18 protein-coding genes are annotated in these 15,879 nt (G+C 51.3%); 13 read left to right on the top strand and 5 right to left on the bottom strand.

Annotated elements, in window-relative coordinates; translation table 11 throughout:
- Positions 1-40: 40 nt before the first annotated feature.
- The 12 genes from ACTQ3R_RS13910 to ACTQ3R_RS13855 all read left to right on the top strand — a co-directional run bounded on the left by ACTQ3R_RS13910 (position 41) and on the right by ACTQ3R_RS13855 (position 10,916).
- The gene (locus tag ACTQ3R_RS13910) at positions 41-727 is read left to right on the top strand and encodes a ribulose-phosphate 3-epimerase (RefSeq protein WP_441779866.1); all 687 of its coding nucleotides are present in this window, start codon (positions 41-43) and stop codon (positions 725-727) included.
- A 4-nt stretch (positions 728-731) separates the two neighbouring features.
- Entirely contained in the window at positions 732-1,511 is a 780-nt protein-coding gene (locus ACTQ3R_RS13905) for a 3-ketoacyl-ACP reductase (RefSeq protein WP_441779867.1), read from the top strand.
- Positions 1,512-1,514: 3 nt separating this feature from the next.
- Entirely contained in the window at positions 1,515-2,396 is an 882-nt protein-coding gene (locus ACTQ3R_RS13900; RefSeq protein WP_441779868.1) for a DMT family transporter, read from the top strand.
- 100 nt (positions 2,397-2,496) lie between these two features.
- A complete protein-coding gene (locus ACTQ3R_RS13895; RefSeq protein WP_441779869.1) occupies positions 2,497-4,473 on the top strand; it encodes an FAD-binding protein in 1,977 nt (658 codons plus the stop codon).
- 135 nt (positions 4,474-4,608) lie between these two features.
- Positions 4,609-5,673, top strand: coding sequence for a LacI family DNA-binding transcriptional regulator (locus ACTQ3R_RS13890; RefSeq protein ID WP_441779870.1), 1,065 nt, complete (start codon positions 4,609-4,611; stop codon positions 5,671-5,673).
- A 12-nt stretch (positions 5,674-5,685) separates the two neighbouring features.
- The gene (locus tag ACTQ3R_RS13885; RefSeq protein ID WP_441779871.1) at positions 5,686-6,453 is read left to right on the top strand and encodes a 3-ketoacyl-ACP reductase; all 768 of its coding nucleotides are present in this window, start codon (positions 5,686-5,688) and stop codon (positions 6,451-6,453) included.
- A gap of 4 nt (positions 6,454-6,457) precedes the next feature.
- The gene (locus tag ACTQ3R_RS13880; RefSeq protein WP_441779872.1) at positions 6,458-7,474 is read left to right on the top strand and encodes a ketopantoate reductase family protein; all 1,017 of its coding nucleotides are present in this window, start codon (positions 6,458-6,460) and stop codon (positions 7,472-7,474) included.
- Positions 7,475-7,508: 34 nt separating this feature from the next.
- The gene (locus tag ACTQ3R_RS13875) at positions 7,509-7,949 is read left to right on the top strand and encodes a MaoC/PaaZ C-terminal domain-containing protein (protein WP_441779873.1); all 441 of its coding nucleotides are present in this window, start codon (positions 7,509-7,511) and stop codon (positions 7,947-7,949) included.
- Positions 7,950-7,962: 13 nt separating this feature from the next.
- A complete protein-coding gene (locus tag ACTQ3R_RS13870; RefSeq protein ID WP_441779874.1) occupies positions 7,963-8,394 on the top strand; it encodes a MaoC family dehydratase in 432 nt (143 codons plus the stop codon).
- A 6-nt stretch (positions 8,395-8,400) separates the two neighbouring features.
- A complete protein-coding gene (locus ACTQ3R_RS13865; RefSeq protein ID WP_441779875.1) occupies positions 8,401-8,841 on the top strand; it encodes a MaoC/PaaZ C-terminal domain-containing protein in 441 nt (146 codons plus the stop codon).
- A 26-nt stretch (positions 8,842-8,867) separates the two neighbouring features.
- On the top strand, positions 8,868-9,251 hold the full coding sequence (locus tag ACTQ3R_RS13860) for a cupin domain-containing protein (protein WP_441779876.1): 384 nt from the start codon (positions 8,868-8,870) through the stop codon (positions 9,249-9,251).
- Between the two features lie 84 nt (positions 9,252-9,335).
- Positions 9,336-10,916: an acyl CoA:acetate/3-ketoacid CoA transferase gene (locus ACTQ3R_RS13855; RefSeq protein ID WP_441779877.1), complete on the top strand. Its 1,581-nt coding sequence runs from the start codon at positions 9,336-9,338 to the stop codon at positions 10,914-10,916.
- Positions 10,917-11,092: 176 nt separating this feature from the next.
- Here ACTQ3R_RS13855 and ACTQ3R_RS13850 read toward each other — a convergent pair whose 3' ends face one another.
- Positions 11,093-11,917, bottom strand: coding sequence for a sugar phosphate isomerase/epimerase family protein (locus ACTQ3R_RS13850; protein ID WP_441779878.1), 825 nt, complete (start codon positions 11,915-11,917; stop codon positions 11,093-11,095).
- Between the two features lie 215 nt (positions 11,918-12,132).
- Between ACTQ3R_RS13850 and ACTQ3R_RS13845 the strand changes: the two genes are divergently transcribed.
- Complete coding sequence (locus ACTQ3R_RS13845; protein ID WP_441779879.1) at positions 12,133-13,167, top strand: NAD-dependent epimerase/dehydratase family protein; 1,035 nt, start codon at positions 12,133-12,135, stop codon at positions 13,165-13,167.
- A 174-nt stretch (positions 13,168-13,341) separates the two neighbouring features.
- On the opposite strand, the gene ACTQ3R_RS13840 is transcribed toward ACTQ3R_RS13845, so the two are convergent.
- From ACTQ3R_RS13840 to ACTQ3R_RS13825, 4 genes are all read right to left on the bottom strand, one after another.
- Positions 13,342-13,755, bottom strand: a complete 414-nt coding sequence (locus ACTQ3R_RS13840; RefSeq protein WP_441779880.1) for an arsenate reductase ArsC — start codon at positions 13,753-13,755, stop codon at positions 13,342-13,344.
- Between the two features lie 3 nt (positions 13,756-13,758).
- The gene (locus tag ACTQ3R_RS13835; protein WP_441779881.1) at positions 13,759-14,103 is read right to left on the bottom strand and encodes a thioredoxin family protein; all 345 of its coding nucleotides are present in this window, start codon (positions 14,101-14,103) and stop codon (positions 13,759-13,761) included.
- A gap of 18 nt (positions 14,104-14,121) precedes the next feature.
- A complete protein-coding gene (locus ACTQ3R_RS13830; RefSeq protein ID WP_441779882.1) occupies positions 14,122-15,123 on the bottom strand; it encodes a permease in 1,002 nt (333 codons plus the stop codon).
- A 121-nt stretch (positions 15,124-15,244) separates the two neighbouring features.
- The gene (locus ACTQ3R_RS13825) at positions 15,245-15,529 is read right to left on the bottom strand and encodes an ArsR/SmtB family transcription factor (protein ID WP_441779883.1); all 285 of its coding nucleotides are present in this window, start codon (positions 15,527-15,529) and stop codon (positions 15,245-15,247) included.
- Positions 15,530-15,879 lie beyond the last annotated feature (350 nt).

The following is a 15,879-nucleotide window of genomic DNA, read 5'->3' as shown; positions in this document are numbered from 1 at the left end:
ATATATGCTTTAGCTCGCAGCGGAAAGGAATTGTCATAGTATGGAACATAAGTTGATAAATTGTCCCTCTCTGGCTAACAGCAACCTTTTGGAGTTGGAACGAGATGTAGCTCAGCTTTGGGAAGGGGGCGCCCGCTTTTTCCACATCGATATTATGGATGGACACTATGTGCCGAATCTTTGCTATCCGATTCGCCTGATCTCCGACCTAAAAGCAAAGTATTCTGATGCCATTGCGGATGTCCATCTGATGGTATCAAACCCCGCTGACTATGTGGAGAGATTACGCCAAGCCGGTGCGGACTATGTTAGCTTCCATGTGGACAGTACGAACTTCAGCATACGTTTACTAAGGAGCATTAAGGAAGCCGGAATGAAAGCGGGAGTGGTTCTGAATCCTTCCCAGCGCGTTGATGTGCTGACTCCTTACATTGACAAGGTAGACTATGTGGTACTGATGACGGTGGAACCTGGCTATGCGGGACAGACGTTTATGACGGAAGCCATTCCGCGGGTGGCCGAACTATCTGCCTTGCGCAAGGCCTCGGGCAATGATTTTCTGATTTCCATTGACGGCGGAATCAACTATCCCAATGTCATTCCCTGCGTCCGAAACGGTGCGAATATGTTTGTTACGGGAATTTACACCGTTTATCACCAGGAAGACGGAATTGTGTCCGCCTGCAAGCGCTTTGAGGAGGAAATGCGGAAAGGCCTGGAGGAGTGAGCCGATGGAGCAAAGGAAAACGACTGCTCTGGTGACGGGCGGCAGCCGGGGAATTGGCCTGCTGATCGCCCGGCAGCTGGGTCTGGAAGGGATGCGTGTAGGCATTGTTGGAACCGGCCCGGAAGAACGGTATCCGGAAGCGACAAAAATGCTGCGGGAAGCAAAGGTAGACTATTGCTGGCTTTCGGGTAATATTGGGAATTCGGAAGACCGGCAAAGAATCGTGAAGGAAGCTATTCTGGCGTTGGGTGAGATTCGAGTCCTGGTAAACAACGCCGGAGTAGCCCCCAAACAGCGGTCTGATCTGCTGGAAATGACCGAAGAGAGCTATGACTATGTGGTGGATATCAACACGAAAGGAACGATGTTCCTGACGCAGATGGTAGCCAAGCACATGATCGCTCTGCCGCTGGAAGGACGGAAAAAACGGGGAACCATCGTAAATATATCGTCCTGTTCTGCGGAAGTAGTCTCTCTGAATCGAGGGGAGTATTGTGTTTCCAAAGCTGGCGTGTCTATGCTGACAAAGCTTTATGCAAAGCGTTTGGCGGGAGATCTCGTCATGGTGCATGAGGTCCGCCCTGGCGTAATTGCAACCGATATGACCAGCAAGGTAACGGAGAAATACGATCATCTGATCGAAAACGGAGTGTTTCCCATTGCAAGGTGGGGAACAGCACAGGATGTTGCAGATATGGTTTCCATATTGTGCAGTGACAGAATCACCTATACCACTGGAAATTATATTGATGTGGATGGTGGCTTTCATATCAGGGAGCTGTGAGATGTGAATAATTCTCGCTTAAGAAACATAGTTGTCCTGATTGTGACGTTTTCCATATGGGGAAGTCTTTATGTAATCAGCAAATATACCATGGACAAGATCCCGGCTTTTTCGGTCATCTTCCTGCGCAGTGCCATTGCGGCCATAGCCCTATTTGCACTGCTGAAGATAAGCCGCACGGCAAAGCCCGTCAAGAAGGAAGATATCAAGTATTACCTGCTGGCCGGGGTGGTGGGGTATTTCCTGTCTGTGGGACTCCAGACATTAGGAACGAAATATACCGGTGCCGCTATGGCGGCCTTGGTTAATTCACTTAACCCGCTGGTAATTCTGATGATCTCGGCTGTGTTCCTGAAAGAAAAGCTGACGGCGCGGAGAACATGCGGCATTGTGCTGGCTGTGATAGGCGTTTATATCATTCTGGGCGGTGTCCAGGCTGGAAGCCAGATGGCGGGTGTGGTGATGTCTCTTTGCTCTGTATTGGCATGGAGTATTATTTCCATTGTAAACAAGCAGTTAAGTCAGCGCTATTCCCCCATTCAAGTCACCGCCTATGGTGTGGCAATTGCCACAGTACTGAATGTGGTGCCTGCTTCGCTGGAGTGGGTGGCCAGTCCTCCTCAATTCAGCTGGACGGTTGTGCTTGCGCTGATTTACATGGGCGTTGTGTGTACCGGGGTAGCCCACATGCTGTGGAACTGGTGCCTTGCCCGCGAGGATGCCAATTTCTGCTCTGCATTTTATCCCTTGCAGCCCCTTGTCGCTTCTTTGATGGGAATCCTGTTTCTGCACGAGGATGTCACAAGAAATTTTATGGTGGGTTCTATCATTGTAGTGGTGGGGTTTGTGATTTCAATTATGGAGCCGAAAAAGGTAAAACAATAGGATCACGTTATGTGCTACAAGTTGGAGCAAAAGCGCTCCCGGAACAGAAATGGGAATATGCAGCACAGAGCAATTAATGTAAGAAAAGGAAACGATACAGATGGATGCTCATTGGAACAAAAAAGTGGAATTCAAAGCCTTCCAAACCATTGTGGTGGGCAGCGGTGCAGCTGGACTGAATGCGGCATTGATGCTTTGGAAGCAGGGGATCACGGACATTGCGATCCTCTCGGAAGGCTTGAACTATGGTACCTCCCGGAATACCGGCTCTGATAAACAGACCTATTATAAGTTGACCACATCTGGTTCAGAGCCCGACAGTGTCCGTCGTATGGCAGAGGCCCTTTTTTCAGGAGGCTGCATGGACGGCGATCTGGCGCTTGCGGAGGCTGCAGCTTCCACAAGGGCGTTTTACCATCTGGTGGAGATTGGTGTCCCATTTCCCTGCACCCCCTATGGGGAGTATGTAGGCTATAAGACAGACCATGATCCCTGCAAGCGGGGAATCTCAGCTGGTCCCCTGACTTCGAAATATATGACGGAGTGTCTCATCCGGGAGATTCAAGAGAGGAACATTCCCGTGTTTGAGGGCTGGCAGGTCATCGAACTGTTAACCGAGCAAACGGAGGCAGGAAAACGGGCGGTGGGTGTTCTGGCGATGAAACGAAACCAAGACCTGCCTGAGTTTTTCGTGATCTCGTCCAACAATGTGGTCTATGCGACCGGCGGCGAAGCAGGGATGTATCAGACTTCCGTGTATCCGGCTGTTCAGACCGGCGGCACCGGTGTGGCGCTGCGGGCGGGAGTCCGGGGCAAAAACCTGACAGAATCACAGTTTGGAATTGCATCGATCAAATTTAGGTGGAATCTGTCTGGCAGCTATCAGCAGGTTCTTCCACGCTATGTGTCTACGGATAAAGATGGCAACGATGAGCGGGAATTTCTTCAGGATTACTTTGAAACACCCGAGCAGCTCCTTGCGGCCATTTTCTTCAAGGGGTATCAGTGGCCCTTTGATCCCAGAAAAATTGAACATTATGGCTCTTCCCTCATCGATGTACTGATCTATATTGAGACGGTAAAGAAAAAGCGCCGTGTATTTTTGGACTATCGCCGCAATCCTTCCTGGGCCATGAAGGATGGAAAGATGGACTTTAGCCGTCTCAACGAGGAGAGCAAGGAGTACCTGACGCTGTCAAATGCGCTGCAGGAGACTCCCATTGAGCGTCTGGCCCATATGAACCCGGCTGCGATTGAATTGTACCGGTCTCACCACATTGACCTCTATCATGAGATGCTGGAGGTTGCCATTTGTGCCCAGCACAACAATGGAGGCCTTGTGGGCAACTGCTGGTGGGAAAGCAACATTGCGCATTTCTTCCCGGTAGGGGAAGTAAATGGTACACACGGTGTCTATCGTCCGGGTGGAAGCGCCTTGAATTCCGGCCAGGTGGCCGGCATTCGCGTCAGCCAATATATCGCCAATAACTATCGTGAGCAGCCTTATGACCGAGAAGCACTGGAGCGTGTGGCCGGACAAAGCATCGAGGCGGCGATGGAATTTGGACATATGGTGCTGGAGCGGAACGCGGAGAGCTTTGACCTGGTTGGTGAGTACCATGCATTGCAGGAACGGATGAGCCGCTGCGCGGCAGTTATTCGCAATACCTGTGAGATACAAGAGGCGATCCAACAGGCGAAAGAACAAATTCACCGTATTGAAACCCAGGCCTTGGTGAAAGAGCCGAAGTATTTGCACATGGTGTATCGGCTGCGGGATTTGGCGGTGAGCCAAGTAACGTATTTGTCCGCCATAGCGGATTATATTGCCCACGGCGGCAAGAGCCGAGGGTCTTATCTTATCTATGATCCCGAAGGAGTGAAACCGCTGGACGAGCTGGAGGAAGAGTTCCGCTATTCCTTGGAAAACGGAGCACTTTCCGATCAGATTCAAGAAGTGGAGTACGATCCGGCCGGCTGTCATTTTATGTGGCGCAACCGCCGTCCCATCCCGGAGGAGAACGAGTGGTTTGAGACAGTATGGAGTGACTGGCGTAATGGAGTAGGCTTCCATTAAATGTGCACAAAATAAAAAATATAATACCAAAACGACAATAAAGTGCTAATATATACTTAGGATTTATGGCATTGGATCTGCCTATACATGATGTTTGTAACAAAAAACGATTGAAAGGAAGGTAAGGTGAGGAGAATGGCAACGATCCGGGATGTTGCTAAACTTGCTGGTGTGTCTTGTAGCACCGTTTCACGGGCTATTTCAGGAAGTACTGTGGTTGACAATGAGACCAAAAAACGAGTTCTACAAGCTGCGAATAAACTCCACTACGTGCCCACACAGATGGCCAGAGGTCTAAAACAACGTAGAAGCAAAATGATCCAGCTGTTAGTCCCTACCATTACCAACCCGTTTTTCCCGAAGCTGATTGACTGCTTCAGCAAAGAGATCGACCAGTATGGGTATGCCACATTCCTAAGTGTGTCTAAGTCATCCAAAAGCGAGGAATTGAAATGCGTCCAGCGGGCGCGTGAGTTTTCGGCGGATGGCATCATTCTGGTTGCCAGTACAGATGACTGCGACCATATTACGGCAATGAAAAATTATGGGATTCCCATGATTTTAGTGAACCGATCCTGGGACCTGGGGCTGCCCAGCGTAACAAACGACAATTTTTTCGGTGCGTATAAAGCGGTAGAGCATTTGATTCTTCACGGTCACCGGAAAATTGTATGCATCATGAGCGATATCTCAGTTCAGCATATCCGAGAGCGGTATGCGGGCTGTCTTCAGGCATTCCGGGATTATGGCATTGGTTCCGAGGGTGGGGTGTTTATCCAAGCCCAGAGCACAAAGGAGGTCTATGATAAAACCTGCCGAGCGCTGGAAGAAAATCATGACGTGACAGCGTTCTTTGTCGCCAGTGACTGGATGGCCATGGGGGTTTACAGCGGAGTGATCCGGGGCGGCTATTCCATTCCCAAAGATATTTCTGTCATGGGATTCGACGATGTGGAAGATTCCGCGTATATGATCCCGCCGCTGTCTACCTGGCACCACCCCATTGAAACCATAGCGCAGATTGCAGTAAAAAAGCTAATCGACCACATTGAGGGAAGAGAAACCGACTGGGACGGAAAGATCGTCATCCACGGTCGTTTGATTGAGCGGAATTCTGTTTGTCAAATTGGGCCTGCGCCTGAAAAAATCAAAAAAGAATCGGGACCTCTCGATCCTATTAATTTTAGTGAATCTGTTTAGGGAGGAATTTTTATGTGTAAAGTAGCAGCGGTCACCGGCGGAAGCCGCGGAATCGGATTTGGCATTGTGAAGCAGTTTGCCAGCGAAGGCTATAAAGTCGGCATTTTGGATATCAATGCCGAGGAGGACTACCGCAAAAATCTGGATCAGCTGGATGCCATGGGGGCCGAATATTTCTACATGCAGGGAGATACCCGCGAGCAGAAAGACCGGGAAGCCTTTGTCGCCATGCTCGTAGAGCGGTTTGGCGGGATTGATGTGCTGGTCAATAACGCCGGGGTAGCGCCAAAAGTCCGGATGGACCTGCTGGACATGACGGAGGAGAGCTTTGACCGTGTGGTTGGCACAAACCTTAAGGGAACGATGTTTATGTCTCAGCTGGTAGCCAAACAGATGCTCAAGCAGCCTATGAAGGGAAGCAAGCGCGGGACGATTGTGAATATCGGCTCCGCCTCTGCCACGGTGTCCTCCTCCAACCGCTGTGAGTACTGCGTGGCAAAGGCCGGCGTGGTGATGCTGACCAATGTGTTTGCCGAGCGTCTGGCCGGCGATGGCATTATGGTCCATGAGATTCGTCCTGGCGTGATCGATACTGATATGACCAAGGTCGTTCATGAGAAATACACTAAGCTGATTGCAGAAGGCCAGTTCCCCATTGCCCGGTGGGGGACCCCGGAGGATGTGGCCAGCGTGGTAAGCCTTGTTTGTGACGACCGCTATGTCTACACCACTGGCAACTACATTGATGTTGACGGCGGCTTCCATATCCGCAGACTGTAAAACAATGAAGACGGCCATATATGGAGCGGGAGCTCTGGGCACCGTTATGGGAGCCTTGCTGACCCAAAAGGGAGTGGACATCGACCTGATCACCCGCAATGCGGAACATGCCCGTGCGATGAAAGAACACGGCGCCGTCATCTATGGACTGATCAATGAAACGATTCCAGTGCATTCGATGACGCCCGATGAGATGCAGGAACGGTATGACATTATCTTCCTGATGACCAAGCAGATGCAAAACCGGAAGGATGCGGAATTTCTGCTGAATTATCTGTCGGAGGATGGCGTGATCTGTGTCCTGCAAAATGGGATCCCTGAGCCGGAACTTGCCCAATGTATAGGGGAAGACCGGGTGATCGGAGGAATTGTGACCTGGAACGCAGTGCGGACCGAGGCGGGGCGCGTGTTTGTGTCGCCTCCGGCCAGCTCCCTGTCGTTTAGTGTGGGCACCATTTCCGGGGCAAGGACGCCCCAGCTGCTGAAGGTTCAGGAAGTGCTGAGCCAGATGTGCATGACCGAGATTGTGGATAATCTGATGGGGCTGCGCTGGAGCAAACTGATCATCAATGCCTGTCTCAGCTGTCCTGCCACCATTTTGGGCGGAAAGTGCGGCGATGTACTGGATGATCCCCAATGGCGCCGTGTGGCTATGCATATCCTCCACGAGTGCGTGACGGTGGGCCATGCGGCTGGGGTGGAATTTGTAGAAATCCAAGGCTGCAACTTTGCCAAGGAACTGGACTTTGTGACGGAGGAAGAGGAACAGCGCAGCCTTGCATTGGCGCCGGAGTGTTTCTCCAAATATCATCCTGGGGTGCCAAGCATGCTGGGTGATCTGCAAAAGGGAAGACCATGCGAGATCGATGCTCTGGTGGGCGTCATATGCCGGATGGGGCGGGAACATGGAATCGCCACACCCTTTAGCGATATGGCAGTTCGGACCGTAAAGGATATCAGCGAAGGGAAGATTACCTTCTCCAAGGAGCATGTGGCCAGATTCGTCCCCCTGTTTACGTAACGGAAAATAAAGCCAAACAGGAGATGGCAGGAGAATGAATACTAACAACTTGACAGAAGTAGAGAAAACGGTGGAATCGATTCCCATGGGCCAGAAAGCCTACTACTCCAAAACAGTAACCGAGGCGGACGTGGCCATTTTTCAGGGGATCACTGGCGATGGAAATGCCTTAAGCACCAATGCCTCTTTTGCGGCCCGGACGCCGCTGGGACGCTGCCCCATTCAAAGTGAGCTGCTGGCCAGCTTTACCTGGCCGGTGTCCACCATGATTGCCAGCCCCGGTGCGGTGACCATTGGTCAGGAGCTGACCTTCTTTAAACCAGTCTATGTAGGCGATACGGTGACGGTGGTCGGCGAAGTGACCAAGAAAGTGCTGGAGAAAAAGTTTGTCTATGTTCAGACCACGATCTATAACCAGAATGATGAAATGGTCGCCGATGGCTTTGTGCTGGAACTGATGCGGGTTCATTCGTAAGAGGGGGAAAAAGATGAATTCTGTGTATGCAAAGAAGAGACCGGAGGACTTGAAGGTAGGCGACTTTGCCCTGTTCCCCAAAACGGTCAGTGCTTCTGACGTTATGATGTTCTCCGGCAACACAGGGGATTTGAGTCCTGTTTATGTAAATGCCGTATTTGGGCAGGAAAGCAAATTCCAGGGTCAGGTTGTCCCTCCGATGCTGTTGGCGTCCATGCTTGGCGGTGCAGTCTACCGTCTGCTCAGCCCGGATGCTTTTCCGCTGCAGCGAAAATTTGACGTGGTAAAGCCTGTGTTTGCAGGCGATACCGTAACGTGCCGGGCCGAAGTCGTGGAAATTGATGCGCAGAAGTGTCAGGTGACGCTGCGTCTGGAGGTTTTCAATAGCGCCAATGAACTGGTCCTGAACGGAGCAAGCGTCGAAACGATGGACATTCGGGAGTGAGATACGATGAAAATGGAAGCAGTAACGATCAAACACATCAACGATATTCATGTAGGCGACACAGCCTGCTATGAAAAGACGGTTACTGAGGCCAACGTGATGATGTTTGCTCAAATCAGCGGTGACTATGCTCCCCAGCATGTGAGCAAGACCTTTGGGGATACCACGATGTTCCATAACCGGATTGCCCATGGAATGCTGGTGGTGGGGCTGGTTGGCCCCGTGCTGACCGAGTTGTGTGGAGAAGCCTCCATGACACATTTTCAAAACATCCGGTTTCGAAGCGTGGTGCTGTTAAATGACACAGTCCATGTGGAAGGCGTTGTGACTGCGGTGGACGAGGAACAGCAATTGGTCACCATTCAGGTGGAATGCCGCCGTGTGGGTTCGAAGGAAGAAGACCGGCCATTTATCATTGGAGAGTTCCAGCAGAGTTTGGCGCTTTGAACAGAGATTCAAGAAGGAGAACGATTATGGTACAGAAGATAAATGTTTATGAAGATATTGAAGGGACTGAGTATCCGGCCGGCCGCCGTACGCGGGTGCTGGTAGGTGTGGACAGCCCGCTGCAGGCGGAACACTATGTTGTAGGCACCGCCATGGTGCATCCAGGCGGCGGCGTGCCCGAGCATTCCCACGAGACCGAGGAGACCTATTTGATCATGTCGGGCACCGGGATCATGACCATTGAAGGGGAAGAGGTTCCCGTTAAGGCGGATGATGTCATTCATCTGAAGCCCTGGCAGCCGCACGAGCTGAAGAACACAGGTGATACCGAGATGCGCACTATTTTTGTTTATGCACCGAAGATGGTTGTGGATCACTGGGCCCAGGAGGCAAGCGGAGAGCTGAAGTGATCCCCCTGCAAAAAAGGCCGCGGAAGAAGTCGTGGCTTTTTTTGCTCACTGGACAGATGTTGCATAAGGAAAGGAAAGCAGGACATGAAAGTAATCACAGCAGAAGAAGCTGCACAGCTGATTACTGACAATAGCACCGTTGCACTGAGTGGATCGGGCGCCGTCAATGTGGTTGCAGAGCAAATCTTGGCTGCAATAGAAGCACGGTTCCTAAGTACGGGGAGACCCAGGGGACTTACGTTATTCCACCCACAGGGAATTGGAGACAAAGAGCACGGCGGAGTGGCCCATTTTGCACATCCGGGTCTTTGCAGACGTGTCATTGGCGGCCATTGGGGGCTGAGCCCCGCCATGAGCCGCTTGGCAGAGGAAGAGCAGATAGAGGCATACAATCTTCCCCAAGGAGTTATGGCTCAAATGCTGCGGGATATGTCCGCAAGAGGACCGGGCGTTATCACGAAAATAGGCCTGGACACCTTTGTGGACCCAACCCAAGAAGGCGGCAAGATGAACAAGTCGGCCAAAGAAGAGCTTGTGGAGCGAATTACTCTGGATGGGGAGACCTGGCTTCGCTATCGGCCACTTCCGGTGGATATTGCTGTGATTCGGGGTACTTCAGCGGATGAAGACGGATATATCAGCATGGAGGAAGAAGTGCATTATGATGAGGTGGCCTCTATGGCTGCCGCAGCAAAAAATAACGGCGGTCTGGTCATTGCACAGGTCAAATACCTGAAAAAACGGGGCGAGATCCCTTGTGCCCAAGCGAAAGTTCCCGGATTTCTGGTAGATTATGTGGTTGAAGTTCCGGACCAGCGGCAGAGTATGCATTCCTTTTATTGCCCGGCCTACTGCGGGGCCAGCAAAGAGCCTGAACTTCCCACATGGCCCAATCCGGGACTGGATATACGAAAATTCATTGCCCGCCGGCAAGCGTTGGAACTGCGCCCTGGCATGGTTGTAAACATCGGTCTTGGAATCTCCAATGGTGTCCCTGCCATCTTGGCAGAGGAGGGAGTCTGGGACAAAGTGGTGTTTTCTCTGGAACAGGGACAGTCCGGCGGAGTCCCCATTATGGGTCCCGATGCGGGAACCATGTCCGGCCCGCGGATTATCGTAGAGCAGCCCATCCAACATGATATGTACCACGGCGGAATTTTGGATGCAGCATGCTTATCCGCTGGGGAAATCGACCGCTTTGGAAATGTGAACGTAAGTAAGCTGGGACGGAACGTCACAGGCTGCGGCGGTTTTATTGATATCTCCCAGGAGAGCAAACGGATTATTTTTGCCGGATCGATGTGCGTGGGCAGCGTGGTGTCTCTGGACAACGGAACTGTGAGAATCCAGCAGCAAGGTACGGTAAAGAAGTTTGTCAATCAAGTGAAGCAGATCACCTATAGCAGCCGTTCCGCCATAAAAAAGGGCCAGTATGTGGTATTTATTACCGAACGGGGCGTATTTCATCTGGGAGAGGACGAGCTGGTACTTACTGAGATAGCACCGGGGGTTGATCTGCAGCGGGATATTTTGGAACAGATGGAGTTTGCTCCCAAAGTATCGAAGCAGTTAAGGCAAATGCCTGCCGAGCTCTTTGCAGAGGGACGCATGGGCATTGAGCATGTCTGGGCACGGTTAGACCAGCAAAAGGCGCGCCTATCATAAAACCAAACGACGATGGAAGCGAGGAAAGCCGGATACGGCGTGGCCATCCGTTCAGAAATCCGCGCGTTTGGAAGATGGAATGACGCGAAAGCGCATAGATGAAAACCCAGCCTGTGTTTTATATGCACAGGCTGGGCTTCTTAACAAAGAGAGAATTGTTTTGAAATGCTGTTGCGCTACCCGGAAATCCCTGTTCCCACACGGCATAGGTAAGCGGCACTGGCCGCCAAATCGGCAGACAGGCTGTCTCGAATATTGCCTTCCAAACCGCAGGTTCCTTGGTAACCCATGTCTTTCAGGGCCCCCACGATGTTGGAAAAATCCAGATTTCCCAAACCGGGGAGAAAACGAGTGTCGTCTGACAGATGAATGTTCCGCACATAGGAGTGCAGACGGTTGACATCCTCCATGGTGTCCGTTTTTCCAACAGCCATGTGGTAGGTGTCCGGCAAAATATAGAGCCTGGGATCTCGGATGGCAGTTACGATCTGCTCTGCTTCCCGAAGCGTGCAGGCACAACTGCTCTCACTGCGGTTGGTTACTTCCAGGAGAACCGGAACATCCGCTTTTGTCCGCTGGCATATCTGGCCAATAGAATCCGTAAGTCGGGCTTCTGCGGCCTCCGGGATATCCCCAGGTCCGCCTTTCAAGAAGCCTAAGATGACGCCGGCCCCCGCTTTCGCCGCATATTCGATGTTGTCAACGCACCCCTGTATGGATTGTTCCCGCAGTGCGTTGTCTGCAGTGGAAAGGGAATAGCCGTTGGTTTTGGCATAAGCACCGGTAGCTAAATAGGTGAGGACCAGGTGATATCTGGCCAGCAGAGCGGTCAGATCATCCGGAGAGATCAGTGTCAGGTCAGGAAGATTGAGCTCTATGCCATAGAAGCCCAACTGCTGCAGCTGCGCCAGAAGAGCCTCGAAAGAAGTGCGCTCTTCTGCTGCGCGGTATGTGGTTTGCAGTGTGATACGGAATGGGAACTGTTTGCTCAGTTTTTCCATCTTGAAACACCTCTGGTAAGTTGATCGGTCTACGATTAAAATTATATTGGTTTCATAGATGAATTGCAACTGTAACCAAAGGGACAAAAAATCAAATTTTCCTGGGAGGAATGTTTCCTCCGTTCCCCCTTGCTTAGGGGGGAAGAAGTCAAGTTTGGTTTTTGGGCAAAGTAGTTTTATGAAACAAAGGTGTAGAAATAAGTGAGGTCATCCAAATGAGAGTTTTATTAATTGGCGGTACGGGGGTTATCAGCAGTGCGATTTCCGAACTGCTCATCCGGCTGGGACATGAATGTTGGCTTTTAAACCGGGGAAACCGTCCTTTGCCGGAGGGAGCCCATGGGATTGTCGGTGACATCCAGGACGAGGCACAATTGGCCCGTCAACTGGAGGGGCTGACCTTCGATGCGGTGGCAGATTTCCTTACGTTTCAAGCGGACGATATTCTGAGGGATTTTCGCCTGTTCCAGGGCCGTACACGGCAGTATATCGGCATTAGCAGCGCTTCGGCCTTTCAGACCCCCTTGTCCAACTATCTGATCGATGAAAGTACCCCGCTCTACAATCCTTATTGGCAGTATTCCAGAGACAAAATTGCCTGTGAGGAGATGATGATGAAGCTCTACCGAGAGGAGCACTTCCCCGTCACAATTGTCCGCCCCAGCCACACCTATAACCAAACCAAACTCCCCTTGGCTGTGGTGGGAAATCGGGGTTCCTATCCTGTAGTTAAGCGGATGCGGGAAGGAAAGCCGGTGATCATTCCAGGAGATGGGACTTCGTTGTGGACCGTGACCCACAGCCGAGATTTTGCTGTGGGGTTTGTGGGACTGTTGGGAAACGCGCATGCCATTGGTGAGGCGGTCAATATTGTCGGGGATGAGGTCTATACCTGGAACCAGATCTACCAAATGGTAGCGGATGCCATTGGGGTCCCCTTGAAGGCAGTCCATGTGCCGTGTGATTTTCTGGAACATACAACACCCTTTGATAATCAGGGCGGCATGTGGGGAGATAAGTCAAACAGCACTGTGTTTGACAACAGTAAACTAAAACGGCTGGTTCCCGATTTTCGTACTGCCGTGCGTTTTGCGGACGGAGCACGGGAGGCGATCGAGTATATTTTCTCCCATCCTGAGTGCATGCCCGAGGAACCTGAGTTGGATGACTGGTTTGACCGGGTGATTTCAGCCCAATTGGCAGCGGAGGAATCGGTGCTTGCTGCTATGGGAAAAGGGAAAAAAGGATAAGCGCCAGGACGCCGGAGCGGTGAGCGATTGACGGCTGGCCTGGCTCCAAACGCAAACAAGGCGGGCAAGCACCTTTGGAGCTTGCCCGCCTTATTATTGCCACAGTGCAAGGCCGGGTGGAGTGATCAATGGCGGCCATGGCTGGGATGGGTACTTGCACAGTTATGGTTTGCGTTACCACAACAGTCCATCCGCTACGCTGGCTTTCAGTTCAAAAATCTTTTTCTCAATGCTGCGGATCACTTCTAAAAAGCATCCATCATCCTTGCCGGTGGGGTCATCCAGTCCCCAGTCCTCCCGGTATCGGCAGGGCAGCGACGGACAAGATACATTGCACCCCATGGTGATCACAATGTCCACCGGGGGCAGCTCCCACAGCAGTTTGCTGCGCTGTGTCTGCTCCATATCTACACCATAAAGCTGTTTCATCAGCCGAACGGCATCCTGGTTGATCTGCGGCTTGAGTTGCGTCCCTGCGGAATAGCTGTCAAACGCATCAGAGGCCAGCAGCTTACCCAGCGCTTCTGCAATCTGACTGCGGCAAGAATTGTGGACGCATACGAAGGCTACCTTTGGTTTTTGGGACATGACTTACCCCCGCACCTTCTGGATCAGCCCCTTGGCCTCGTCCTTTTTGAGAACTTTGCCATAGGACACAACCTTGCCATCCACTACCAGCGCCGGGGTGGACATCACACCATAGGCGGCGATCTGGGTAAAATCTGTCACATGGTCAATGGTTGTTTCCATGCCCAGTTCTGCCAGCGCCTCACGGGCGGCTTGCTCCAGAGCGTTGCATTTGGCACAGCCGGAGCCAAGCACTTTGACACCGCTGGACGCTTTGACCGCCTCTGCCTGAGATATGGCTTCGGGCGTGCAACTACCACAGCAGCAAGAAGCCTCTTTCTCTTTTTTGTTTTTGTGAAACAGTCCCATCGTTCATACCTCCTGAAATTAGATAAAAAGAAATTGAAATCCATTGAACAAGTAGCCTACCAGGATAATGCCAACGGTGCAGACGCCGATAAATAAGGCCAACAGTTTCGGTTGCACGGCCTTTCGCAGCATAATGAGGGAGGGCAAACTCAGCGTTGTCACCGCCATCATAAAGGACAGAATGGTACCAAGCTGTGCACCTTTTGCCAGCAGGGCTTCCGCCACTGGGATCGTGCCGAAAATATCCGCGTACATGGGAACGCCCACCAAGGTCGCCAGAAGGACACCAAAGGGATTGCTGCTGCCTAATACAGCTGTAATCCAGCTTTCCGGTATCCAGTTGTGGATCACTGCGCCGATCCCCACCCCCACCAAAATATAGGGGAACACTTTTTGGAAGGTGGAAACAACCTGCTCTTTTGCGTACTGCACACGTTCTGTTTTGGTAAGGGTGGGAGATTCGATATCCACGCTTCCGGCGGAAAAGATAAAGCTCTCCACATACTTTTCCATGCCCAGCTTTTCGATGATGGTGCCGCCAACCACGGCAATCACCAATCCCACCAGCACATAAATCACAGCTACTTTCGCTCCGAAGATGCTCATGAGCAGCACCAAGCTGCCCAGATCCACCATCGGGGAGGAAATCAGGAAAGAGAAGGTCACCCCCAAAGGAAGCCCCGCACTGGTAAAGCCAATAAACAGGGGAATTGAGGAGCAGGAACAAAACGGTGTTACCGTCCCCAACAGGGCCGAAATGATATTTGCCCCAATGCCATGAAACCGGCCCAGAATTTTCTTGCTTCGTTCCGGGGGGAAGTAACTTTGAATGTAGGAAATGACAAAAATCAGGCAGCACAGCAGCACGGTGATCTTGATCACATCGTAGAGGAAAAACTGAACGCTGCCGCCTATCCGCCCATCTATGTCCAGCCCCAATACGGACAGACCGTTGCCGATCAATCGGTTCAACCACTTCATTCCTAAAATCTCGTCTTGAAAAAATCTCCATATATTCATTCCCGAAACCTCACTTTGCTCAGAATCAAAAACAAATCAAAAAATTTTGATGTTTTATCCTGAAATAAACGCCATCAGTATGAGATGGCGTTTATCTGCCGCAGAAAGGGCAGTGATCTTCTTACTGTGTATCGGGGGTCAGAATGGCCCGCAGCCGTTCCATTGCCCATGCCCCTCCCGATGCACTCAAACGGTAATGGGTCCATTTACCTTCCTGCCGACTGACTACGATACCAGAATCACACAGGATTTTCATGTGATAGGACAGCCCGGATTGCGTCAGATCCATGGGTTCCTGCAAGACACAAGCACACTTCTCCCCGCTGCGTAATTGTTCCAAAATGGCAAGGCGCTTGGGATCACACAGCGCCTTAAACACCTTGGCGTCTTCCTGGTGGTTACCCATCGGTTCACCTCACATCAAAAACTTTTGATATGATTAGTATATGCAACAGAGATTTGTTTGTCAATATCTATCTGGTGCTTGTCACGAATCAGTACATAATTTGCACTGTACCTTTGGGCAAGTTCCGAAACTGTGCCTGGTCTTCCGATAGCGCTCCAATATGTTTATGGACGGTAAAAAACACCCACCAAACTCTGCAATAGAGAGCCTGGCAGGTGTTTTTCTTACGTCATTCCCATTCGGCAAATTCAGATATAGTAGGGTGTATTTGAGGTGATTTCGCAGGAAAAACTTTCGCAAATATGTTAATATTCCACCTGCTATTTTCGGCTGTAAAGTTTATTAGTATC

This window comes from Lawsonibacter sp. LCP25S3_E2 (assembly GCF_052117285.1).
Taxonomy (GTDB): domain Bacteria; phylum Bacillota; class Clostridia; order Oscillospirales; family Oscillospiraceae; genus Lawsonibacter.
Note: the sequence above shows the minus strand (reverse complement) of the source record. Positions and strands in the feature narration are given on the sequence as shown.